This is a genomic window from Gemella sp. 20925_1_85 (genome assembly GCF_041433735.1).
Classification (GTDB): domain Bacteria; phylum Bacillota; class Bacilli; order Staphylococcales; family Gemellaceae; genus Gemella.
On record NZ_JAPWCC010000022.1, the window covers coordinates 13,818 to 36,791 of the forward strand.

General features: G+C 31.2%; 20 protein-coding genes. 17 read left to right on the forward strand and 3 right to left on the reverse strand.

Annotation, left to right across the window (positions count from 1 at the left end; translation table 11 throughout):
* The 12 genes from rimM (at position 1) to rpsI (ending at position 13,703) form a co-directional block, all read left to right on the forward strand.
* Positions 1–510 carry a ribosome maturation factor RimM gene (rimM, locus tag O3884_RS07075; protein ID WP_371452616.1) on the forward strand — a complete coding sequence of 170 codons (510 nt, stop codon included), beginning with the start codon at positions 1–3 and terminating at the stop codon, positions 508–510.
* Positions 510–1,241 carry a tRNA (guanosine(37)-N1)-methyltransferase TrmD gene (trmD, locus tag O3884_RS07080; protein WP_060913888.1) on the forward strand — a complete coding sequence of 244 codons (732 nt, stop codon included), beginning with the start codon at positions 510–512 and terminating at the stop codon, positions 1,239–1,241. Before rimM ends, trmD begins: the two co-directional genes overlap by 1 nt.
* Positions 1,242–1,322: 81 nt before the next feature.
* On the forward strand, positions 1,323–2,531 hold the full coding sequence (rpsA, locus tag O3884_RS07085; protein WP_371452617.1) for a 30S ribosomal protein S1: 1,209 nt from the start codon (positions 1,323–1,325) through the stop codon (positions 2,529–2,531).
* A 157-nt stretch (positions 2,532–2,688) separates the two neighbouring features.
* Positions 2,689–3,996 (forward strand): ribosome biogenesis GTPase Der, encoded by a 1,308-nt coding sequence (gene der, locus O3884_RS07090; protein ID WP_294683523.1) that lies wholly within the window; start codon positions 2,689–2,691, stop codon positions 3,994–3,996.
* A gap of 242 nt (positions 3,997–4,238) precedes the next feature.
* Positions 4,239–4,964 (forward strand): zinc metallopeptidase, encoded by a 726-nt coding sequence (locus O3884_RS07095; protein WP_371452618.1) that lies wholly within the window; start codon positions 4,239–4,241, stop codon positions 4,962–4,964.
* 223 nt (positions 4,965–5,187) lie between these two features.
* Positions 5,188–5,553 (forward strand): holo-ACP synthase, encoded by a 366-nt coding sequence (gene acpS / locus O3884_RS07100; RefSeq protein WP_371452619.1) that lies wholly within the window; start codon positions 5,188–5,190, stop codon positions 5,551–5,553.
* On the forward strand, positions 5,546–6,673 hold the full coding sequence (gene alr, locus O3884_RS07105; RefSeq protein WP_371452620.1) for an alanine racemase: 1,128 nt from the start codon (positions 5,546–5,548) through the stop codon (positions 6,671–6,673). Before acpS ends, alr begins: the two co-directional genes overlap by 8 nt.
* 1 nt (position 6,674) lies before the next feature.
* Positions 6,675–8,843, forward strand: coding sequence for a Tex family protein (locus tag O3884_RS07110; RefSeq protein WP_371452621.1), 2,169 nt, complete (start codon positions 6,675–6,677; stop codon positions 8,841–8,843).
* An 11-nt stretch (positions 8,844–8,854) separates the two neighbouring features.
* Positions 8,855–10,705: an acyltransferase family protein gene (locus O3884_RS07115; protein WP_371452622.1), complete on the forward strand. Its 1,851-nt coding sequence runs from the start codon at positions 8,855–8,857 to the stop codon at positions 10,703–10,705.
* Positions 10,706–11,130: 425 nt separating this feature from the next.
* On the forward strand, positions 11,131–12,594 hold the full coding sequence (gene gltX / locus O3884_RS07120) for a glutamate--tRNA ligase (protein WP_371452623.1): 1,464 nt from the start codon (positions 11,131–11,133) through the stop codon (positions 12,592–12,594).
* Positions 12,595–12,853: 259 nt separating this feature from the next.
* Positions 12,854–13,291, forward strand: a complete 438-nt coding sequence (rplM, locus tag O3884_RS07125) for a 50S ribosomal protein L13 (RefSeq protein ID WP_003144827.1) — start codon at positions 12,854–12,856, stop codon at positions 13,289–13,291.
* Between the two features lie 19 nt (positions 13,292–13,310).
* Positions 13,311–13,703 (forward strand): 30S ribosomal protein S9, encoded by a 393-nt coding sequence (gene rpsI, locus O3884_RS07130; protein WP_003145894.1) that lies wholly within the window; start codon positions 13,311–13,313, stop codon positions 13,701–13,703.
* A 201-nt stretch (positions 13,704–13,904) separates the two neighbouring features.
* Here the strand turns inward: rpsI and O3884_RS07135 are convergent, their stop codons facing one another.
* Positions 13,905–14,525, reverse strand: coding sequence for a hypothetical protein (locus O3884_RS07135; RefSeq protein ID WP_371452624.1), 621 nt, complete (start codon positions 14,523–14,525; stop codon positions 13,905–13,907).
* A gap of 229 nt (positions 14,526–14,754) precedes the next feature.
* Between O3884_RS07135 and O3884_RS07140 the strand changes: the two genes are divergently transcribed.
* The 5 genes from O3884_RS07140 to O3884_RS07160 all read left to right on the forward strand — a co-directional run bounded on the left by O3884_RS07140 (position 14,755) and on the right by O3884_RS07160 (position 21,440).
* Complete coding sequence (locus tag O3884_RS07140) at positions 14,755–15,417, forward strand: gamma-glutamyl-gamma-aminobutyrate hydrolase family protein (RefSeq protein WP_371452625.1); 663 nt, start codon at positions 14,755–14,757, stop codon at positions 15,415–15,417.
* 277 nt (positions 15,418–15,694) lie between these two features.
* Entirely contained in the window at positions 15,695–16,297 is a 603-nt protein-coding gene (rpsD, locus tag O3884_RS07145; protein WP_003145898.1) for a 30S ribosomal protein S4, read from the forward strand.
* A 320-nt stretch (positions 16,298–16,617) separates the two neighbouring features.
* Positions 16,618–17,991, forward strand: coding sequence for an amino acid permease (locus O3884_RS07150; protein ID WP_371452630.1), 1,374 nt, complete (start codon positions 16,618–16,620; stop codon positions 17,989–17,991).
* A 690-nt stretch (positions 17,992–18,681) separates the two neighbouring features.
* The gene (gene ald, locus O3884_RS07155; RefSeq protein ID WP_371452626.1) at positions 18,682–19,797 is read left to right on the forward strand and encodes an alanine dehydrogenase; all 1,116 of its coding nucleotides are present in this window, start codon (positions 18,682–18,684) and stop codon (positions 19,795–19,797) included.
* A gap of 269 nt (positions 19,798–20,066) precedes the next feature.
* A complete protein-coding gene (locus O3884_RS07160) occupies positions 20,067–21,440 on the forward strand; it encodes an amino acid permease (protein ID WP_371452631.1) in 1,374 nt (457 codons plus the stop codon).
* Between the two features lie 93 nt (positions 21,441–21,533).
* On the opposite strand, the gene O3884_RS07165 is transcribed toward O3884_RS07160, so the two are convergent.
* Positions 21,534–22,079, reverse strand: a complete 546-nt coding sequence (locus O3884_RS07165) for a thermonuclease family protein (RefSeq protein WP_371452627.1) — start codon at positions 22,077–22,079, stop codon at positions 21,534–21,536.
* 239 nt (positions 22,080–22,318) lie between these two features.
* Positions 22,319–22,783, reverse strand: a complete 465-nt coding sequence (gene tnpA, locus O3884_RS07170) for an IS200/IS605 family transposase (protein WP_371452628.1) — start codon at positions 22,781–22,783, stop codon at positions 22,319–22,321.
* Between the last annotated feature and the right edge of the window lie 191 nt (positions 22,784–22,974).

Consider the following 22,974-nt stretch of genomic DNA (forward strand, 5'->3'; position numbering starts at 1 on the left):
ATGCGTCTAAAAGTAGGAAAAATTGTTAATACTCATTCTTTAAAAGGAGAGGTGAAAGTAATTTCATCAACTGACTTTGAAGAACAACGTTTTAAAAAGGGTAGTGAATTATTAATAACTAGAGGAAATCAAGTTGTTAAAGAAGTAGTCGTAGAAAGCTATAGAACACATAAAAATAATCTTCTAGTAAAATTTGTAGGGATTGATACAATTGAAGAAGCAGAAAAATTTAAAAATTTACAAATCAAAATTGATTCTGATAATATTGGAGAACTTGAAGAAAATGAGTTTTATTTCCATGAGATTATCGGATGCGAGGTATTTGAAGAAAATAATAAATCACTAGGTGAGGTAGTTGAGATCCTTACACCTGGTGCAAATGATGTATGGGTAATAAAAGCAGAAAATGGTAAAGAAATTTTAATACCTTACATTGAAGATGTTGTAAAAAAAATAGATGTTGCTAATAAAAGAATTGATATCGAAGTTATGGAAGGATTAATTGACTAATGAAGATTGATATATTAACGCTGTTCCCAGATATGTTTGATTCATTAAATCATTCAATCTTAGGAAAAGCAAAAGATAATAAGTTATTAGATATAAATATAGTCGATTATCGTAAATTTTCTGGAAATAAACATAACCAAGTAGATGATTATCCATTCGGTGGAGGTCAGGGGATGGTATTAAAACCAGAACCGATATTTAATGCTGTTGAAAGTTTAGATAAAACCGATAAAACACGAATAATTTTACTGTGTCCGCAAGGTGAAAGATTTAGTCAGAAAAAAGCTGAGGAGCTTTCTGAAGAAGAACACTTGATTTTCATCTGTGGTCACTATGAAGGTTATGATGAAAGAATTAGAGAGTACTTAGTAACAGATGAATTATCTATTGGTGATTTCATTTTGACAGGTGGAGAATTTGCTGCTATGACAATGGTCGATAGTATAGCACGTCTTGTTCCTGATGTTCTAGGAAAGGAAGAATCCCACAAGGATGATTCATTCTCGACTGGGTTACTAGAATATCCTCAATATACACGACCAAAGGACTATAAGGGAATGGTAGTTCCTGATGTGTTGACAAGTGGTCATCACAAAAATATAGAAACTTACAGAAAAAAAGAAAGTCTACGAAGAACGTTGACAAGACGACCAGATTTACTGGAAAACTATGAATTAAGTAAAGAAGAAGCCAAATTACTTGATGAAATAAAAAAAGAATTAAAAAATTAACATAAAATAAATGACATAACTGTATTTTTGATGTATAATATTAATATAGTATGTATTGTAAGCACAGGAGGATTAGAAGTAATGACAACTTCATTTGAGGAATTATTAAATAGCTCAGAAATGCTGAAAAAAGGAGATAAAGTAACTGGTACTGTATCAAAAATCGATAACGATAAAGTTTACGTTGATGTAGCAGGAGCACAATATGACTGCGTAATTTTACGTAACCAAATTACAAGAAAACCATTCGAAAACATTGAAGACGTATTATCAGTTGGTGACGAAGTAGAAGCTCAAGTAACAGGAATTAGAGCTGATCGTGAAAAAAGATCAGAAGATGTACCTGGTGTAATCTACTTATCACACAAAATTTTAGAAAATGCTGAATATAAAAAATTAATGGAATTATCATGGACTGGAATTATTGAAAAATTCGAAAATGGTGAATTAATTCAAGCAACAGTTTCTGGACAAACTAAAGGTGGATTATTAGCTGACGTAGAAGGATTACGTGCGTTCATTCCAGGTTCATATATTGATACTAAATTCAGAAAAGACTTATCAAAATTCGTAGGAAATGAATATACATTCAAAATCGAAGAAGTAGATAAATCTAAAAATAAAATTATCTTAAACAGACGCGTAATCTTAGAAGAAGAAAAAGCTAAAAAATTAGCTGAAGTTTATGGAAATATTAATGAAGGTGATGTTATCGAAGGTAAAGTTAGTCGTATCACTGACTTTGGAGCATTCGTTAACATCGGTGAAGTTGATGGACTATTACATATCTCAGAAATTTCTCACGCTCGTGTAGAAAAAGTTTCAGATGTGCTTTCAGTTGGAGATACTGTAAAAGTTGCAGTTATCGCTGTAGATAAAGAAAATGAAAAAGTTTCACTTTCAGCTAAAACTTTATTACCAACACAATGGGAAGTAGCTCGTGCTACAATTAAAGCTGGAGATGTATTAGAAGGTGTTGTTCGTAACACAACTGCATTTGGAGCATTTGTTGAAGTATTACCAGATGTTGAAGGATTAGTTCACATTTCTCAAATTTCTCACGAAAGAGTTACAAACGTAGAAGACGTTCTTAAAAAAGGTGATAAAGTAAACGTAAAAGTTTTAGAATTTGATTTCGAAAACGAAAGATTATCTTTATCAATCAAAGAACTTTTAGAAAAACCAGTTAAAGAAGAAGTTAAGGAAGAAGCTGAATATGATACTTCTTACTTAAAAGATGAAGATACTTCATTCAATCTAGGGGACAAATTTAAAGATATCGAACTTTAATTTGAAAAAATAAAGAAATAAAGGCAGTAGATAAGCTTGTCTATTGCTTTTATTTTTTAGGTAGAAATGAATAGTGAAGTTTAGTTGAAATATGGATTTTAACTAATGAACTTTGCTATTTTAGCAAAAAAATATTTAAAGATATGGAGGTAAAAACATGGCAAAACCAACAGTTGCAATAATAGGTAGACCAAACGTCGGTAAATCTACAATTTTCAATAAAATAATTGGTGATAGATTATCTATTGTAGAAGACGTGGCAGGTGTTACTCGTGATAGAATATACTCAAAAGCAGAATGGTTAAATTACTCATTCTTTATGATAGATACTGGAGGAATTGAATTAGAAGATACTCCTTTCCAAAAACAAATCAGAGCACAAGCTGAACTAGCAATCGACGAAGCAGATGTTATTATTTTCTTAACAAATGGTCGTGATGGAGTAACTAGTGATGATGAAGAAGTTGCTAGATTACTTTATAAAACTGATAAACCAGTTGTACTTGCAGTAAACAAAATTGATAACTTTGATATGAATCATATGATTTATGATTTCTATTCATTAGGATTTGGAGATCCATTCCCAATTTCTGGATCTCATGGACTAGGTATCGGTGATTTACTTGATGAAGTTTGTAAAAACTTTAAAGTTCTAGAAGAAGAGGAAGAAGATGACAAAATTAGATTCTCTCTTATCGGGCGTCCTAATGTTGGTAAATCTAGTTTGATTAATACAATTTTAGGTGAAGAACGTGTTATTGCATCTGATATCGCAGGTACTACACGTGATGCAATCGATACTGATTTCAAACACAACGGGGATGAATATGTAGTAATCGATACTGCTGGTATCAGAAAACGTGGTAAAGTATATGAAAGCTGTGAAAAGTATTCAGTACTTCGTTCTCTTAAAGCTATTGAACGTTCAGATGTCGTCTTAGTTGTTCTTAATGCTGAGGAAGGTATTATTGAACAAGACAAGAAAGTTGCAGGATATGCACACGAATCTGGAAAAGGTGTAATCATAGTTGTTAACAAATGGGATGCAATTGCTAAAGATGATAAGACAATGAAAGAATTCGACGAAAAAATTCGTGATAGTTTTGCTTACTTAGATTATGCTAAAATTATCTATGTTTCAGCGAAGACGAAACAACGTGTATTTAACATCTTCCCATTAATTAAAGAATCATATGAAAATAGACAACGTCGTATTCAAAGTTCAACACTTAATGAAATCGTTGTGGATGCTGTTTCTATGAACCCAACACCACAAGATAAAGGTAAGAGACTTAATATTTTCTATGCATCACAAGTTGCTATTAATCCACCGACATTTGTGTTCTTCGTGAATTATCCAGAACTTATGCACTTCTCTTATGAGAGATTTTTAGAAAATAGAATCCGTGATTCTTTCAATTTTGAAGGAACACCGATTAAACTAATAGCGAGACAAAGAAACTAATAGTTTAGAATATAAATTTATAGTACGATCTAGAAGTAAGTTAACTTTTGGATCGTATTTTTTTATTGAAAATTAAAGTATAAATTAGGTAATCTTATGAAAAATATTGAAAATATAATAAAAAATAATAAAAATAACTAAAATGAATTATCAATGGTAAAATTTAGTCGAAATACTAGCAAATAATTTTAGAACGTGGTATAATTCTTCTTATATACTTTACTAATTAGGAGGTAATCTATATGCCATTAGGATATTATGGAATGTCAGGAAGTTATATACTTTACTTTTTACTAATTATGCTGATTCCTTTATGGGCTCAATTTAAAGTAAAAAGAACATACGAAAGATATAAAAAAGTAAGAACAAAATCAGGATTAACTGGAAAAGAAGTTGCAGAAATTATAATGCAAGCAAATGGAATAACAGGTGTTAAAGTAGTAAGAGGTGAGGTTGAGTTATCAGACCACTACGATCCAACTAATAATATTGTAGTACTTTCACCCATAGTTCATGATCAACCGACAGTTGCATCAGTTGCGATTGCAGCCCACGAAATTGGTCACGTTATTCAAGATAAAGTAGCAGACTATAAACCGATGAGATGGAGACACTCATTAGTACCATTAGCTAATCTTGGAGGAAACTTATCAACAATTCTTATTATGGTAGGATTCTTATTAACAGGATTAATTGGTCAATTCGGTTATACAGTTGCTTGGGTTGGAGTAGGATTCATGCTATTTGCAGTACTATTCCAAGTAGTAACATTACCAGTTGAGTTTGATGCTTCAAAACGAGCATTAGAACAAGTGGTTGACTTAAACATTGTAGACGATCAAGAACACAGACATTGTCGTAAAGTTTTAACAGCAGCAGCTTTAACTTATGTTGCAGCAGCAGTTGTAGCTTTAATGGAGATGTTAAGATTCGTCTTCATATTACTAAACAGTAATAATAGAGATTAATAAATATTAGATTGTCAATGAAAATTGGCAATCTTTTTTTGTTAAAAAGATGCAATATTTTACAAGATATAAATTAAACTTTCAATTCAATTAAAGTGAAACGTGTTTCAGCAGAGCACTGAACTTATGTAAATAATAAAGCTGAATATCAAGCTAATATTTCTTTCATAATATCTATATTAGTGATATAATATTGTAAGACTATATAATGAAGAGGTAAAAAATGATTTACGGAATCGGTTGTGATATCGTCGATATTCATCGCTTTGAAAAATATGTCGATGATAAAAAACGACTTGAAAAATTATATACAGAAAATGAATTAAATGAATTTTATAAAATAACAAATCATAGAAGAAAAATGGAGTTTTTGGCTGGGCGTTTTGCTGTAAAGGAGGCTACTTCAAAAGCTTTAGGAGTAGGGATTTCTAAAGATTTTTCTTTTAATGATGTAGAAGTAAAAAAAGATGATAGAGGGAAACCTTATATTGAATACAAAGACTTTATTACACATTTAACGATAAGCCATACTGATTCAACGGTTGTGGCATTTGTTATTTTAGAGAAGGGGGACAAGATTAATGATTAATGATAGACCAACAGAATTAAGAGTAGACTTAGATGCGTTACTTAATAATTATAATAAGCTAACAGCACTTAATAATGAAAAAACTGGTATAGCAATAGTAAAAGCTGATTCTTATGGGTTAGGTGCAAGAGTAATCGCAGATCATCTATATAAAAATGGTGTTAGACATTTTGCCACTGCTACATTAGAAGAAGCATTGGAATTAAAAGATGTAGTTTTTGATAGTATGGTGCTTGTATTAGGAGTAACAAATCCCCAGAATGTAAAATATGCTGTAGAAAATAATGTATCATTAACATGTCCATCTAAAGTATGGCTAGAAAAGTGTCTAGAAGAGATGGACAGTATCGAAGGTAAATTAAAAATTCATGTTAAGATTGAAACGGGAATGGGAAGAATAGGTACTTCTGATAAAGAAGAATTAGTTGAAATCGATAAGCTACTTTTATCTGATAAAATTGATTTCGAAGGTATCTTTTCGCACTATTCTAATGCTGATGGTAGTGATAATAATTATGATGATTATCAAACTAAAAACTTCGATGAAAGAATAAAGCTATTTACCAATAAACCAAAATACATTCATATTGGAAATTCAGCTAGCACAGTAAAATATAGTGATAGAAAAGATCAGTATAATATGACTAGATTAGGGATTTCACTTTATGGATGCTATCCTAGTGAAAACATTGAAAAATTAGACAAAATTAAATTAGATCCAGTAGTTTCGTTAGTTAGTAAGATAACGCATGTTAAGAAATTTTTAAAAGGTGAAAAACTAGGGTATGGTGTTAGTTATGAAGCTAAACAAGATGAATATATTGCAACAGTTCCTATAGGTTATGCTGACGGTATTCTAAGGCGTGCTCAAGGGTTCAAAATTAAAGTAGGGTCAGAAGACTGTGAGATAGTAGGACGTGTTTGTATGGATCAACTTATGGTGCGTTGTAGTGAAAATATAAAAGTAGGAGACGACGTTCTATTTTTTGGAGAGAATAATGGCCAAAAAATATCAGTCGATGATTTTGCTACATTCCAAGATACAATAAGTTATGAAATATTCTGTTGTATAAATAAACGTGTTCCAAGAGTTTATTACAAAAATAAAATGGAGTTATAGTATGTACGAGAAAATTACAAAAAACTTAGCAACTAAGTTAAAAATACAAGATAAGTATATAGTAAATGTATTAAACTTACTAGAAGAAGGTAATACAATTGCTTTTATCGCAAGGTATAGAAAAGAATTAACAAATTCTCTAGATGAAGTTGCTATTAAACAAATTCAAGATGAATTTAATTATTTAAAATCACTTGAAGAAAGAAAAGAAGAAGTAATTAGATTAATTTCAGAAAAAGGTCTACTTACTGATGAGTTAAAAAAAGATATTTTAGCTCAAGAAAAATTACAAAGGGTAGAAGATTTATATCGTCCTTTTAAAGAGAAAAAACGTACTAAAGCCACGATAGCTAAAGAAAAAGGATTAGAGAAACTAGCTAACTATATTCTGAAACTTCCAAAATCATTAGAAGATTTGAATAAAGAAGCTGCAAAGTATATAAATGCAGAAAAAGAAGTTAATACGACTGAAGAAGCAATTAACTATGCATTAGATATTATCGCAGAGAATATTTCTGATAGTGCAAAATATCGTGAGTATGTACTTGAAAACACTAGAAAATTCGGTCAAATTACTTCAGCACTTAAAAAAGGTGGAGAAGAAAAAGACGAAAATTCTACTTATAAAAACTACTATGAGTTTGGAGAACAAATTTCAAAAATTGCTTCGCATAGAATTCTTGCTCTAAATAGAGCGGAAAAAGAAGGGATAATTCGTGTAAGTATCGAAAATGATAAAGATAGATTACACAATTATATACTACGTGGTTTAACAAAAAATCGTCAAACAGCGATTAGCAACTTACTACTAGAATGTATCGCTGATAGTACGAAAAGATTAATCTATCCATCAATTGAAAGAGAGATTCGTAGTGATTTAACGAAAAAAGCTGAGGAAGACTCTGTTGTCATTTTCTCAGAAAACTTGAAACAACTATTAATGCAAAGTCCTCTTAAAAACAAAAAAGTTTTAGGAATAGACCCTGCGTTTAGAACAGGTTGTAAAATGGCAATTGTTGATGAATATGGTAATTTTATAGATAAAATGGTCATCTATCCGCATAAACCAGCTTCAGCAGATAAGCAAGAAAAATCTAAAAAAGATTTAATTAAATTTATTAATAAACACAATATTAATTTAATAGCTATCGGTAATGGTACTGCTTCTCGTGAAACTGAGAAATTTGTAGTAGATAACTTAAAAGAAGCGGGATTAAAAATTGACTATGTTATAGTTAATGAAGCGGGAGCTAGTGTGTACTCAGCTAGTGAAGTAGCACGTGAAGAATTCCCAGACTTTAATGTAGAAGAAAGAAGTGCTGTATCCATAGCGCGACGTATTCAAGATCCATTAAGTGAACTTGTAAAAATTGACCCTAAATCAATTGGTGTAGGTCAATACCAGCACGATATTACGCCTAAGTTTTTAGAAAAAGAACTTACTTTCGTAGTTGAAACTGCGGTTAATAAAGTAGGGGTAAATGTTAATACGGCATCTGTTTCACTACTATCATATGTGTCTGGTGTTAATAAACAAATCGCTAAAAATATCGTAACGTACCGTCAAGAAAATGGAAAAATAGAAACAATTAAAGAAATAGCTAAAGTTCCAAGACTTGGTAAAAAGACATTCGAACAATGTGTAGGATTCTTTAGAATTCCAGATAGTAAAAATATTTTCGATGCTACAGGTATTCACCCAGAAAGTTATAAAGCAGCAGAGAATTTACTAAAAGAGCTGAAACTATCAACTAAAGAAGTGGGAACAGAAGAGTTTGCAACGACAGTTGATAGTGTAGATAAAAAAGCTCTAGCAGAAAAAATTGGTGTTGGACTTGAAACTTTAGAAGATATAATTAAAGATTTAAAACAACCGCTACGAGATGAACGTGAATCATTCGCTAAACCGTTGTTAAAATCTGATATTCTAACTATAGATGATCTTCAGATTGGTGTTAAATTAGCAGGTACTGTTAGAAATATAACACAATTTGGAGCATTTATCGACATTGGTTTAAAACAAGATGCGATGGTACATATTTCAAAAATTAGTAAAAATTATATTAAAAATCCATTAGACGTGCTAAGTGTAGGACAAATTGTTGATGTTTATGTTATTGATGTGGACAAACAAAGAGGCCGTGTTGCACTAGCAATGTTTAAAGATTAAAGGAGGTAAAAATGAGTAATAACAAATCAAAATACCTTCCAAGTATAGATAGCTTGAGGGCATTGGCTGTATTAGCAGTTATTATTTACCACGTTGACGTAAATTACCTACCGGGTGGATTTTTAGGGGTAGATTTATTTTTTGTTTTATCGGGATATTTAATTAGTTCATTAATTATTAAAGAATATAGAAAGACTGGTAGCTTAAATTTATATAATTTCTATATAAGAAGGGCTAGACGTCTGTTACCAGCCGTTTACTTTATGATAACGGTTGGATTAGTAGTAATGGTGCTTTTTAATGAAGTTCTACTTCGTAAGAGTCACCTTGATGCCATATTTGGTTATATATATTCAAGTAACTGGTGGTATATTTTCCATAAACTAGATTATTTTGATAGCTTCGGTGCGCAAAGTCCATTCAAACATCTTTGGTCTTTAGCGATAGAAGAGCAATTTTATATGATTTTTCCCTTGCTATTCTTATTAGTTAATAGAAAGAAAAAATCAAAAGACGGAACGTATAAATTAAATAAGAACTTTTTATATGTTGTTCTAGGATTAATATTAGTATCATTAATAGCGCATATTCTTTTATTTGATATAAACAATATCAGTAGAATATATTTCGGTACTGATACTCGAGCATTTTCACTACTTGTAGGAGTTGTAGGAGCAATCTTATATCCTATGGAGAGATTACATGCTAAGGTAACTCCGCAACAGAACATGATATACAGCGTGGTTTCACTAGTGTCTATCGCTACTTTAATAACGGTAATGATTTATACATCTGAGTATAACACATTGCTATATAGAGGTGGATTCCTATTAGTAGCTATATTAGGGTTGATAGTTATAATAAGTAGTGGGAAACAACATACACTAATGTCAAGATTATTATCATTCAAACCTATAGTGTTTATTGGTAAGATATCATACAGTTTATACTTATGGCATTTCCCAGTATTAGTATTAACGACACCGGTATCAGAAATAGGAAATCCAAATATTATCTTTGTAATATTACGAGTAATTCTAACATTTATTTTAGCTACAGCTAGTTATGTGTTTGTAGAAACTCCAATTAGAAAATTAGGATTTAAAAACTATATAAATGTTATATTCAAAAAACTGAAAAAACGTTCTAGAAAATCTAGAAAAATCTATGCAGGTGTTGTTGGACTAGTTTCAATATTATTCTTAATGGGTATTTTCGGAAAAAGTGTTCCATTTATTTCTACAGCTTTTGTAAAAGAGATGGAAGCAAATAAAGAAACTCAGTTTGTAAATAACGGAAACAATAAAGATAATAACCAAGAAAAATCTAGTGATTCTAACAAAGATAACAAAGAAGATAAAAATAATTCTGATAAGAAATATAGTTCAGTACTAGTGATGGGTGATTCATTAACAGTAGACATTGGAGAAAAATTCCAAGAACTATACCCAGGAGCCGTAATTGATGGTAAAATTGGTCGTCAATTATATGTAGCAGTAGAAGAGGCGAAAAGCTATTCTAAATACAATAATGAAAATTCAGCGATAATCTTCCAGTTAGGAACTAATGGTCCATTTACAGAAAGTCAAATTGAAGAATTAGTAAAACAGTTTGATAAAGCTGATATTTACTTCGTCAATATTAAAGTACCACGTGCTTGGGAAAAAACAGTAAATGCAGCTTTAAAAGAAACTCAAGAAAAACATTCAAATGTGAAAATTATTGACTGGTATTCGGTGGCAAATAGTAGTAAAGATTTATTTGAGCCAGATAGAGTTCACTTAAATCAAACTGGTATAGCTGAAATGGTAACATTAATAGAGAAAAACTTAAAACGCCCAGTGGAAATTAAGACAAATTAAAAATAATTTAGAGAACTAAGTAGTAAGAAAATACTATTTAGTTCTTTTTTGTTTCTCTGTCAAATACAGGGTATGTGAAAAAATTTCATTCTCGCATTTATTATATAGGGAGTGACTCAAAAATCGTGATTTCATAGAAATCGATTTTGTCGAGTCACCCCCGCACAGTTTATTAGATATCTAAAAAGCTTTTATAAAGCGAATTTAGATATCAATAAACCACTGCGTCTATGAGTTTTCATGTAAACTATTTTAATATCTAGTACTTTAGGGTCAGCCTCGTTAATCTATAGATTTGTCTTAGGGATAATAAAATTAAAGTATCAATTCTGTTTGAAATGTTTAACTTTCGTTGAAATATCAATATAGTTTGTGATATAATATCTTAGTATTATAATTTATAGAATAATAAAAAGGAGATAACTATGACAAAAGTAAGAGTAAGATATGCACCATCTCCAACAGGAAATTTACATATCGGTAATGCAAGAACTGCATTATTTAATTACCTTTTTGCTAAACACAACGGTGGAGATTTCGTATTACGAATTGAAGATACGGACTTCAAACGTAACAAAGAAGAAGGTGAACGTAGCCAACTTAAATACATGAACTGGTTAGGTTTAGATTATGATGAAGGTATTGGAAAAGAAAAAGAATTCGGTCCATACCGTCAATCTGAGAGAATCGATATTTATCAAAAATATGCTGATCAACTTATCGCAGAAGATAAAGCTTATAAATGCTACATGACAGCTGAAGAATTAGAAGCTGAAAGAGAAGAGCAAATTGCTAACGGATTACCACCGCGTTACAGTGGAAAACACGCTAACCTAACAAAAGAAGAGCAAGAAGCTTTTGAAAAAGAAGGTAGAAAACCTGCTATCCGTATCCGTGTTCCTCAAGACAGAACATACAAATTTGACGATATGGTTAAAGGTGAATTATCATTCGAAGGAAAAGATTTCGGAGATTTCGTAATTATTAAAAATGATGGAGTAGCAACATACAACTTCGCTGTTGTTATCGATGATTACTTAATGAAAATTTCTCACGTATTGCGTGGAGACGACCACGTTTCTAATACACCAAAACAACTTGTTGTATATGAAGCATTAGGATTCGAACCACCAAGATTTGGTCACATGACTCTAATCGTAAATGAAAGCAAGAAAAAACTATCTAAACGTGATGAAAGTATCATCCAATTCATCGAACAATATGATGAATTAGGGTACCTTCCAGAAGCATTATTTAACTTCATCGCTTTATTAGGATGGTCTCCAGAAGGTGAACAAGAAATCTTCTCTAAAGAAGAATTTGTTAAAATCTTCGATGAAAAACGTCTAAGTAAATCACCAGCGTTCTTCGATAACAATAAACTTACTTGGATTAACAACCAATACATCAAAGCACAACCTTTAGAAAGAATTGTAGACTTATCATTACCATTCTTCATTAAAGAAGGTGTAGCGACAGCTGAAGAAGTAGAAGCTAATAAAGCATGGTTTGAAAAATTAATTTCATTATACCAACCACAAATGAGTTATGGAGCTGAAATCGTTGAGTTAACAAAACAATTCTTCGTAGAAGATGTTAAATTCGATGAAGAAGAACTAGAAATCTTAAAACAAGAAACTACAGCAACAGTATTTGAAGATTTCTTAACAAAAGTTACTGAAGTAGAAGAATTTACAGCAGATAACATTAAAGCTTTAATTAAATCGATTCAAAAAGATACAGGAGTAAAAGGTAAAAACTTATTTATGCCAATCCGTATCGCATCAACAGGGTCAATGCACGGTCCAGAATTAAACACAAGTTTAGAATTACTTGGTAAAGAACGTGTAGCTGCTAGAGTAAAAGCCGCATTAGAAACAATTAAATAGTATAAATTAAGAAAAGAAATAACGAAAGATTAAGGGTGAAATAAGTTAAAACTACTAAATTTTAGAGTAACCCTTAATTTTAATTTTTCGAGCTGAAAAAAGATAGAGAAATATATATAAAAGTAAAGAAAATATCTTGACATTTATCTTCAAATAAGGTATTATTACTTATGATATTGTTTATATATCTTCACGAGTAAGCCCCGGAAAACTTAGTCGTTATGACAGATTAAAAACAACATCTAGGAGGAAAAAAGACATGCGTCAAACATATATGGCAAAGCCATCAACTGTAGAAAAAAAATGGTATGTAATCGATGCTGAAGGACAAACTTTAGGTCGCTTATCATCAGAGGTAGCTTCAATTTTAAGAGGGAAACACAAACCTACTTATACACCACACATCGATACTGGGGATAATGTTATCATTATCAACGCTGAGAAAATTGTGTTAACTGGTAAAAAATTAACTGATAAAATTTACCGTCGTCACACAATGCACCCAGGTGGGTTAAAAGAAAGAACTGCTGGATTAATGGTAGAAAAATATCCAGAAGAACTTTTAGAACTATCTATCAAAGGTATGTTACCAAAAAATACTTTAGGTAGAGCTCAAGGAATGAAACTTCACGTTTACCGTGGAGCTGAACACCCACACGCAGCACAAAAACCAGAAAAATACGAATTACGTGGATAATATAGGAGGAAATAATTAAATGGCACAAGTAGAATATCGCGGTACAGGACGCCGTAAAAGCTCAGTAGCACGTGTAAGATTAGTACCTGGAACAGGGAAAGTTGTTATCAACAACAGAGAAATGCGTGAATACTTACCATTAGAATCATTAGTATTAGACTTAATGCAACCTTTAGAAGTTACATCTACTACAGGTAACTATGACGTTTTAGTTAACGTTAACGGTGGAGGATACACAGGACAAGCTCAAGCAATCCGTCACGGAATTGCACGTGCTTTACTAGAAGTAAACCCAGAATACCGTAAAGACTTAAAACCAGCAGGATTACTAACTCGTGACCCTCGTATGAAAGAACGTAAAAAATACGGTCTTCGTGGTGCGAGACGTGCTCCTCAATTCTCAAAACGTTAATATTGGTCTTATACCAAATTACGTCAAGACATCAGAGAACTTTCTCTGGTGTCTTTTTTTTGTATGAATAGTTGGTTTGAAATTCAATATTTTAGTGTGAAAGATTACCAAGAGGAAATAATAATACTTCATTTTAAGATAAAAAAATACTTGAAAAATCATTATATTTATAATAATTTTCAAGTATTCTAAATTTATATGTTATTCGTAAATTTCTGAATCTTTAAGAGTAAATACTACTTCAGTTCCAGCTGGATAATTATCTAAAGATAATAATAGTATTTTTTCTTCAATTTTCTTTGGCTTAATTTCTGCACTAACTTGAGCTATTTCATTTAGCTCATCATATAAGTTTTTAAACAGTTTGGCATCTTTTACTTTAATCTTTGGATTAATTTGGTATATTGGCGTTTCACCAAACCAAGTATCTTCATTTTGAAAATCAATTTCTGATTTTTCGTTAACTTTTAATTTGATAGAAATATCATAGTCAAAAGTATATCTATCGAAAAGTTTAGCAAGACTGCTGATGTAGTCGTGTGAACCTTTGTTAGAACGATTTATAAACTTAAGTTTCGCACTGTAATCAATAGCATTAAGATCAAAAATCTCAGCCATTTTAAAAACATCAAATTCATCGTAGACATCTGCAGTTACAAAATTGACTTTTACATCATATCCTACTCGTTGAAATTCTTGGTATTTTTCTAGAAGTTGTTCCACAGTTGCGTCTTCAATATTTTCTTTTACATTTGTAACTGATTCTTTTCCATCTTCTATTACTTCTTGCTTAGGATACTTAACTGTCAATATATAGTTCATTCAATTATTCCTCCTTAAATTTTGCACATTATTATTATACATATCTTTCATTACATTTACAATAGCATATACTAACATTTGATAAATTAGCTATTAATAGTATAAATTATGTACTAAATATTTTTGAATTTTCAGAAACATCTGAAAATAGTGAAAGCTTAATCTTGACATTTTTATACAAACTTTATATAATAAGTAACATGAATTTAAAAAAAGGAGGTCATTGCATATGAAAATAATTGCGATTTCAACAAGAAGTGTCGATTACAAATCAGATGCTGGTATAGCTAAAAGACGTTTATACATTAATGGTTATTTTTCAGAAATAGCAGAAAAAGCTGGCTTTATTTTATTTCCAGTTTGTTCTAAAAATGGATTAGAGGAAATTGCAGCCATGTGTAGTGGCCTTATAATTGCTGGACGAGATAGGGATATAAATCCTAAATATTATGGAGAAAAACCGCTAGAAGGGCTAGAGTATCCTGATGATCCTTATGAGGATGAGTTAGACTTTAAGCTTATTGAGCTTTTTGAGAAGAATAATAAGCCTATCTTAGGGATTTGTAGTGGATTACAAAGTTTAAATATCTATCATGGTGGTACTTTAAAACAACATATAGATGAACATTCAAGCAAGGAACAATTAATTCGTCATACAATTGATATAGAAGACAATTCATTTGTTCATAGCCTATATGGAGATAAAACTGAAGTGAACTCAATTCATCATCAAGCAATAAAAGATGTTGCAGAAGGGTTCAAGGTCACTGCTGTAGCGGATGACGGAACTATTGAAGCAATAGAGAAGGGAAATCTTATCGGTCTACAATGGCACCCTGAAGTTGATTATGAAGTAGATACATTTAAAAAATTTCTTGATTTATGTGAGTAAATGAGTAATTTTAACTTAAAATAATAAAGAAACAAAAAAATAATAATATCCTATCAAAATAGTTGACTAATATCTAAAATGATGGTAAACTATTCTTTGTGTAAAATAATAGCAGTGGATTAATTGTTATTGCCTCTATGTTATACATTTTTTAATGTGGCAACTCGTAGCCTATGCTGCTAGGCGAAGTTCCAGTTTTATAACATATACAACAACGATAATCGTGCTTTTTGTTTTCACAACAATAAAAACAAAAAGATAAAAGGAGGAGCACATAATGGCTCGTTTTACAGGTTCAACTTGGAAAAAATCTCGTCGTTTAGGAATTTCACTAAGCGGTACTGGTAAGGAGTTAGCAAAACGTCCTTACGCACCAGGACAACACGGTCCTAACTTAAGAAAAAAACTATCTGAGTATGGTTTACAATTACAAGAAAAACAAAAACTTCGTTACCTACACGGTATGAACGAAAAACAATTCCGTAAATTATTTGATAAAGCTGGTAAATTACAAGGTCTTCACGGGGAAAACTTCATGGCATTACTTGCTACACGTTTAGATTCTGTAGTATACAGCTTAGGTTTAGCTAGAACTAACCGTCAAGCTAGACAATTAGTAAACCACGGACACGTTCTTGTAGATGGTAAAAAAGTAGACATCGCTTCTTACGCTGTTAAACCAGGTCAAGTAGTTTCAGTAAGAGAAAAATCTAGAAACCTTGAAATCATTAAAGAAGCTGTTGAAATCACTAACTTCGTACCTGAGTACTTAACTTTTGATGCTGATAAATTAGAAGGATCATTAGTAAGACTTCCAGAAAGAAGTGAATTACACCCAGAAATCAACGAACAACTTATCGTTGAGTACTACAGCAGATAATAAGACAAAGCCCTTTAAACTAACGTTTAAGGGGCTTGTTTTTATTATGCGTAAAATATACGTATATAATTTATTTAGAATATATTATAGTTCTAAATAATAAGTCAAATATTAAAAATAGATTTATGGTTCATAATTCCATATTCCTTATAATGATTATAGTTTAATCTTATAAATGTATTATTTTATTAAGGTAATTCATAGTATCATTTTTTCTTTACTTACATAAGTAAAGTCTTTATTAGTAATATTTCTGTAATTATGGTATAATTAATAAATATTATTAATAGTGAATAATATTTATTTTAAAATAGGAGGATATTATGAACGTTTTTAGAAAAAAATCAATTGACTCTATTTTAGCAGAGTCAAGAAATAAGACGTTAAATCCCACGATGAAGACTATGGATTTAGTTTTATTCGGTATAGGGGCTATTATTGGATCAGGTATCTTAGTATTAACTGGTAAGGCTTCAGCAGAAGCAGGACCAGCGGTTGTATTTTCTTTCCTAATTGCAGGATTAGCTTGTTGTTTAGCGGCTTTATGTTATGCTGAACTAGCTTCTACAATTCCTTCAAGTGGTAGTACATATACTTATTTATATGTATCAGTTGGTGAAATTGTAGCTTATGCGATAGGTTGGGTTTTAATAGGTGGATATGTTCTTACCGCCGCGACAGTAGCAAATGGTTGGTCAAGTTACTTCTCACGTCTATTAGCAGGTTTAGGTATAGAAATTCCGAAAGAATTTTATACATTACCAGCGGCTGGTGGATATGGTAACATTCCAGCGATAATAATTGTACTATTAATTACTTTCATCTTATCAAAAGGTACTTCAAGTAGTAAGCTTGTAAACAACCTTATGGTAGCTGCAAAAGTAGGGATTGTAGTTTTATTCATCGTAGTAGGTGTATTTTATGTAGAACCAACAAACTGGACAAATAACTTCGCACCATCAGGTTTCTCAGGAGTTATGTTAGCTGCGACTACTGTATTCTTCGCGTACTTAGGATTTGATGCGATCTCTACATCAGCAGAAGAAACAATCAATCCAGAAAAAGCTTTACCAAAAGCTATTATTATTACAATGTTAGTTTGTACAGCATTCTATATTCTAGTATGTTTAGTACTTACTGGAGTTGTTCAATATAATAGACTAGGAACTGGTGATGCCTTAGCATTCGTACTAGAAGAAGTAGGGCAAAACAAAGTAGCCGGTATCGTATCTCTTGGAGCTGTAATTGGTCTTATGGCTGGTATACTATCATTCATGTATGCTGGAATCCGTATTACATATACGATTGCACGTGATGGATTATTACCTGAAAGATTAACAAAAGTTAATGCAAATAAAGTACCAAGTACATTAACATGGGGATTAGGAATCTTAACAGCCTTATTAGCAGGATTCTTACCATTAGGAAAACTAGCTGATCTTGCTAACGTAGCATCAATTATTGCTTTCGCATTAGTAAGCTATACAACTATAGTATTCTACAAAAAATTCCCAGACATAAAACGTGGATTTAGAGTACCTGGAATGCCAATTTTACCGATTATTTCTATTATCTTATTTGGAGCATTACTATATAGTGTTACATTAACAACATGGATTATCTTTGTTGTTTGGGTTATCGTAGGTATGATCGTATACTTTACATTCTCATATAAGAACAGTAAGTTAAAGTAACATAAGATCTAGTTCAATAATTAAAAATAAAAAGGAATCGTGAGTAAAAATCTCATGATTCTTTTTTTGTATGAATTAAAAATGTTCTAGAGGGATATTAACAGTTAAATTTTTTAACTAAGTTGAGGGGAATATAACTAACAAAATATAATGATATGATGAAAATTTATACTAAGATATACAGTGATTATAATATATTTGTGAAGAATAATGATATAAAAAAAGAAAATTTAATAAAAAGTTAGTTATAACACATTGATACAAATTGTATTATCGAAATACAGTAATTTTCAATTTATAATAAATAGTTATAGTGAATCACTATAATTAATTAATTTTGTATAATAATTTTACTGAATGAGAATAATTATATATTTTAAGCAAATAATTTTTTATAAGTTAAATTGTATAATGATAAAAATAGTTATAGTATAATCATAGAACAGCTATATTTGAAAAATATAACAGCTGTTTTTCAAATTTCTTTTCTAAGAAATAATTAATACTTATTTTCAAAAAAATTAATATTAAATTATTTTAAAAAAGTTTAATTTATCAGTTTTTATGGGGTTTACATAGTAAAAAAATAAAGAAAATATTTTCACTAAAACTTTCATCAGAAAAACGCTTTCATTATTAAAGAAACTGTGTTATTATATAAGTACAGAAAAAAATTAGGAGGTAAGGGAAATGATTATCGGAGTACCAAAAGAAATTAAAAATAATGAAAGTAGAGTGTCTGCTATACCGGGAGTAGTACATGAGTTAGTACTAGATGGCCACACTGTATATGTAGAAAAAGGAGCAGGATTAGCTTCAGGTATATCAGATGCTGAATATGAAGAGGCAGGAGCTGTTCTATTAGAAAAAGCTGAAGATGTATGGAATAAATCGGACTTAATATATAAAGTAAAAGAACCAGTACCATCTGAGTATAAATATTTTAGAAAAGGGTTAATTATTTATACTTATCTACACTTAGCTGCAGATCCTGAATTAACAAAAGAAATGGTAGATAAAGGAACTATCGGTATTGCTTTCGAAACAGTAAAAGTAGGAAGAGGGTTACCATTATTAAGACCAATGAGTGAAATTGCGGGAAGAATGGCTGTGCAAGAAGGAACAAGATTCTTATCGAAAGTTCAAGGTGGTAAAGGTATCTTATTACAAGGGGTTCCAGGAGTTCAACCAGGACATGTTGTAATTATTGGTGCAGGTGTCGCCGGTACTGCTGCAGCAACAGCAGCTGTTGGTCTTGGAGCACGTGTAACAATGATCGATGTAAACTTAGATGCATTAACAGAATTATCACACATTTTCGGTGGTAAAATTGAAACTCTTTACTCAAATAAATTTAATATTGCGAACGCTATTAAAACAGCTGATTTAGTAGTAAGTACAGTATTAATCCCAGGAGCAAAAGCACCTAAATTAGTAACTAAAGAAATGGTTAAAGATATGCCAGACGGTGGTGTAATCGTAGACGTAGCGATTGACCAAGGTGGTACAACTGAATATACTGAAGGACGTCCAACAAGTCATGACAATCCAATATTCGTTGAAGAAGGAGTATTACACTACTCAGTAGCTAATATTCCAGGAGCAGTAGCACAAACATCTACTTATGCACTATGTAATGCAACTGCTAAATACGTTAAAGTTATCGCGAAATTAGGTGTTAAAGAAGCTGTGGCTAAATTCCCAGAATTAGTACCTGGTGTTAATGTAGCTAATGGAAAAGTTACTTTCAAAGCAGTTGCTGATGATTTAGGATATGAATATACTCCAGTAGAAGTAGCTTTGTAATATAATAGTGAAATTAAAAAATAAGAAATAGTTGAAAATTTGTATAAATAGAGTGCTCTATCTGTTATAGGGCACTCACTTATTATATAAAGGGTTATAGCTGTAAAAATTATAATCAAAAAAATATAAAAATAGTAATATATTTACTGCTATACTTCGAAACGGCTTACATAAAGCCAAGTAAATGTAGTAAAAGGTTTACAACTATGCTATAATTTAATTAAAGAATATTAGTAGGGAGAATATTTAAATAAAAAATAGGAGGATTTATTATGAGTTATTTAAGAAAAAAATCAGTTGAATCTATTTTAGCAGAAGCTAGAAGTAAAACTTTAGCTCCGACTATGAGAACGATGGACTTGATTCTATTCGGTATTGGGGCGATTATAGGGTCAGGGATTCTAGTATTAACTGGTAAAGCTTCAGCAGAAGCAGGACCAGCGGTAATCTTCTCATTCTTAATCGCAGGGGTTGCCTGTTGTTTAGCAGCACTTTGTTATGCGGAGCTAGCTTCAACAATTCCATCAAGTGGTAGTACATATACATACTTATATGTGTCAATTGGTGAAATTGTAGCCTATATTATAGGTTGGGTACTAATAGGAGGATATGTTCTTTCTGCAGCTACTGTATCAAATGGTTGGTCAAGTTACTTCTCTCGTCTACTGGCAGGTCTTGGTGTAGAACTCCCTAAAGTATATTACACATTACCGTCAGAAGGAGGATATGGTAACATTCCAGCTATCGTAATTGTATTATTAATTACATTCTTACTATCAAGAGGTACATCAAGTAGTAAACTTGTAAATAACCTTATGGTAGCTGCAAAAGTTGGTATCGTAATCTTATTCATCGTTGTTGGATCAATGTACGTTGAACCAACACACTGGACAAACGATTTTGCACCTACAGGTTTCTCAGGGGTAATGTTAGCAGCCACTACAGTATTCTTTGCTTACCTTGGATTTGATGCGATTTCTACATCAGCAGAAGAAACAATCAATCCAGAAAAAGCTCTACCAAAAGCTATCATTGTCACTATGATCGTATGTACAGCATTCTACATCTTAGTATGTTTAGTGTTAACAGGGGTTGTTGAATACAACCGTCTTGGATCTGGGGATGCATTAGTATTTGTACTTGAAGAAGTTGGTCAAAACAAAGTTGCGGGTATTGTTTCTCTAGGGGCAGTAATCGGACTTATGGCTGGTATCTTATCATTCATGTATGCAGGTATCCGTATCACTTATACAATTGCACGTGATGGATTATTACCAAAAGTGTTCACTAAAGTTAATGACAACAAAGTACCAAGTACAGTTACATGGTCTCTAGGATGCTTAACAGCAGTATTAGCTGGGTTCTTACCATTAGGAAAATTAGCAGAACTTGCTAACGTAGCTTCTATCATCGCATTCGCATTAGTAAGTTACACTACTATCGTATTCTACAAAAAATTCCCAGATGTTAAACGTGGATTTAGAGTACCAGGTATGCCAGTATTACCAATTATCTCAATTGTATTATTCGCAGCTTTACTATACAGTGTTACATTAACTTCATGGATTATCTTCTTCGTATGGGTAATCGTAGGATTAATCGTATACTTCACATATTCTTATAAACATAGTAAAATTGAATAGAATATAAAAATAAGAATCGACTATAACTTTTAGGTTATAGTCGATTTTTTATGTTCAAAATTATAACGTATATAGTAATAAATTTTTTATAAATTATGTATTTGACCAGAGATTTCTTTTGTTACTTTTTGCTTTATTTTGTGCTTTTTTATACTTATCTAAGTATCTTGTATCAGGTGGTTTTACATATTTTATTTCAGCCAGACCTGCCAGTAATAACTCTTCTTGAATATTTTTTCCATCTGCATAAACATAGCACAATGCTCTGTGATATTTGTCTTCTTTCTCATAAACATCAAATTCAATTTCAACATCTTTAGCATTAGATAATAATTTTCCATTTAGTTCACTAGCTTCTGGTCCATATTTCTGAACCTCTACGCCAGCTTTTACCGTCTCAGGTGTATCAATTAATAAATATCTTACCTTTAATTCTTTGTTGTTGAAGTTAACAATAATAGTATCACCATCTACTTTTTTTATAAGTTTAACTTTATACTTAGTCTTATCTCCCTTGATAAAAACTCCATTAATAGTTGCTTCTCTATAACTTTCACCAGTATGATTAGTTATCAAAGCGATAATTAAAAATATTGCCGTGAAAAAAGTAAAGAAAATAATAAATACCTTTTTATTCATAATGATTCCCCCTCAATATTAATTTTAACACTTTTGAAGATTGGGATAAAGTTATATCAGTTTTAATAATAAAAAATAATAAATTCAAACCCAAAAACAATAATGACCACCCCTGAAAAGGGGTGGTTTTCTCTTCGGGTATAACCCTTTGTTACTAACACGCACCTCAAGGCGCTGGCTTTCACATTCGTTCAAGCCCTATTGTATATTAACGCCCGCTACCCGTCAAACGGGTTTATCTATTTTTTCTTACTTCCAAATGGATTTGTATATTCTTTTGTTGTCAATTTGTCTATTGAAATGTCATGCGTTTCTTGTTCTCTGATATATTTTCTTATTGTACTTTCATTCAAACCTACAGTACTTACATAGTATCCTTCTGCCCAAAATTTTCTATTCCCATACTTATATTTCAAGTTTGCATGCATATCAAATATCATCAGTGAACTTTTTCCTTTCAAATACCCCATAAAACTTGATACACTATATTTCGGTGGTATTGATAATAGCAAATGTATATGATCTGGCATTATATGTCCTTCTATTATTTCCACTCCTTTATACTTACATAACCTTTTTATTATATCTACTATATCTCGTTTGTATTGATTAAATTCTATTTTTCGTCTATACTTAGGGGTAAATACAATATGGTATTTACATAACCACTTTGTATGCGATAAACTATTATGTTTATTTGCCATAATTAAAAATCATCCTTTCTTTATTTTAGAGCTTGAACTACTCTTATTTTATCAAGAAAGGATGATTTTTCAATTGTTTAACTTTTATCTCGCACCCGCATAGCGGGTGGTTTTTTGTTTCGGAGACTTCTCCTCCTCAACTGGCTAAAGCCTTTAATAAAAAAGGACCTAACTATTTCTAATAGTTAGAT

Bases quoted from the DNA above. Each gene is read 5' to 3' on its own strand.
- rpsD (WP_003145898.1), top strand. From the start codon at position 15,695: ATGGCTCGTTTTACAGGTTCAACTTGGAAAAAATCTCGTCGTTTAGGA.
- O3884_RS07140 (WP_371452625.1), top strand. From the start codon at position 14,755: ATGAAAATAATTGCGATTTCAACAAGAAGTGTCGATTACAAATCAGAT.
- O3884_RS07135 (WP_371452624.1), bottom strand. From the start codon at position 14,525: ATGAACTATATATTGACAGTTAAGTATCCTAAGCAAGAAGTAATAGAA.
- rpsA (WP_371452617.1), top strand. From the start codon at position 1,323: ATGACAACTTCATTTGAGGAATTATTAAATAGCTCAGAAATGCTGAAA.
- O3884_RS07110 (WP_371452621.1), top strand. From the start codon at position 6,675: ATGTACGAGAAAATTACAAAAAACTTAGCAACTAAGTTAAAAATACAA.
- rimM (WP_371452616.1), top strand. From the start codon at position 1: ATGCGTCTAAAAGTAGGAAAAATTGTTAATACTCATTCTTTAAAAGGA.
- alr (WP_371452620.1), top strand. From the start codon at position 5,546: ATGATTAATGATAGACCAACAGAATTAAGAGTAGACTTAGATGCGTTA.
- tnpA (WP_371452628.1), bottom strand. From the start codon at position 22,783: ATGGCAAATAAACATAATAGTTTATCGCATACAAAGTGGTTATGTAAA.
- trmD (WP_060913888.1), top strand. From the start codon at position 510: ATGAAGATTGATATATTAACGCTGTTCCCAGATATGTTTGATTCATTA.
- rpsI (WP_003145894.1), top strand. From the start codon at position 13,311: ATGGCACAAGTAGAATATCGCGGTACAGGACGCCGTAAAAGCTCAGTA.
- O3884_RS07095 (WP_371452618.1), top strand. From the start codon at position 4,239: ATGCCATTAGGATATTATGGAATGTCAGGAAGTTATATACTTTACTTT.
- ald (WP_371452626.1), top strand. From the start codon at position 18,682: ATGATTATCGGAGTACCAAAAGAAATTAAAAATAATGAAAGTAGAGTG.
- der (WP_294683523.1), top strand. From the start codon at position 2,689: ATGGCAAAACCAACAGTTGCAATAATAGGTAGACCAAACGTCGGTAAA.
- rplM (WP_003144827.1), top strand. From the start codon at position 12,854: ATGCGTCAAACATATATGGCAAAGCCATCAACTGTAGAAAAAAAATGG.
- O3884_RS07115 (WP_371452622.1), top strand. From the start codon at position 8,855: ATGAGTAATAACAAATCAAAATACCTTCCAAGTATAGATAGCTTGAGG.
- O3884_RS07165 (WP_371452627.1), bottom strand. From the start codon at position 22,079: ATGAATAAAAAGGTATTTATTATTTTCTTTACTTTTTTCACGGCAATA.
- acpS (WP_371452619.1), top strand. From the start codon at position 5,188: ATGATTTACGGAATCGGTTGTGATATCGTCGATATTCATCGCTTTGAA.
- gltX (WP_371452623.1), top strand. From the start codon at position 11,131: ATGACAAAAGTAAGAGTAAGATATGCACCATCTCCAACAGGAAATTTA.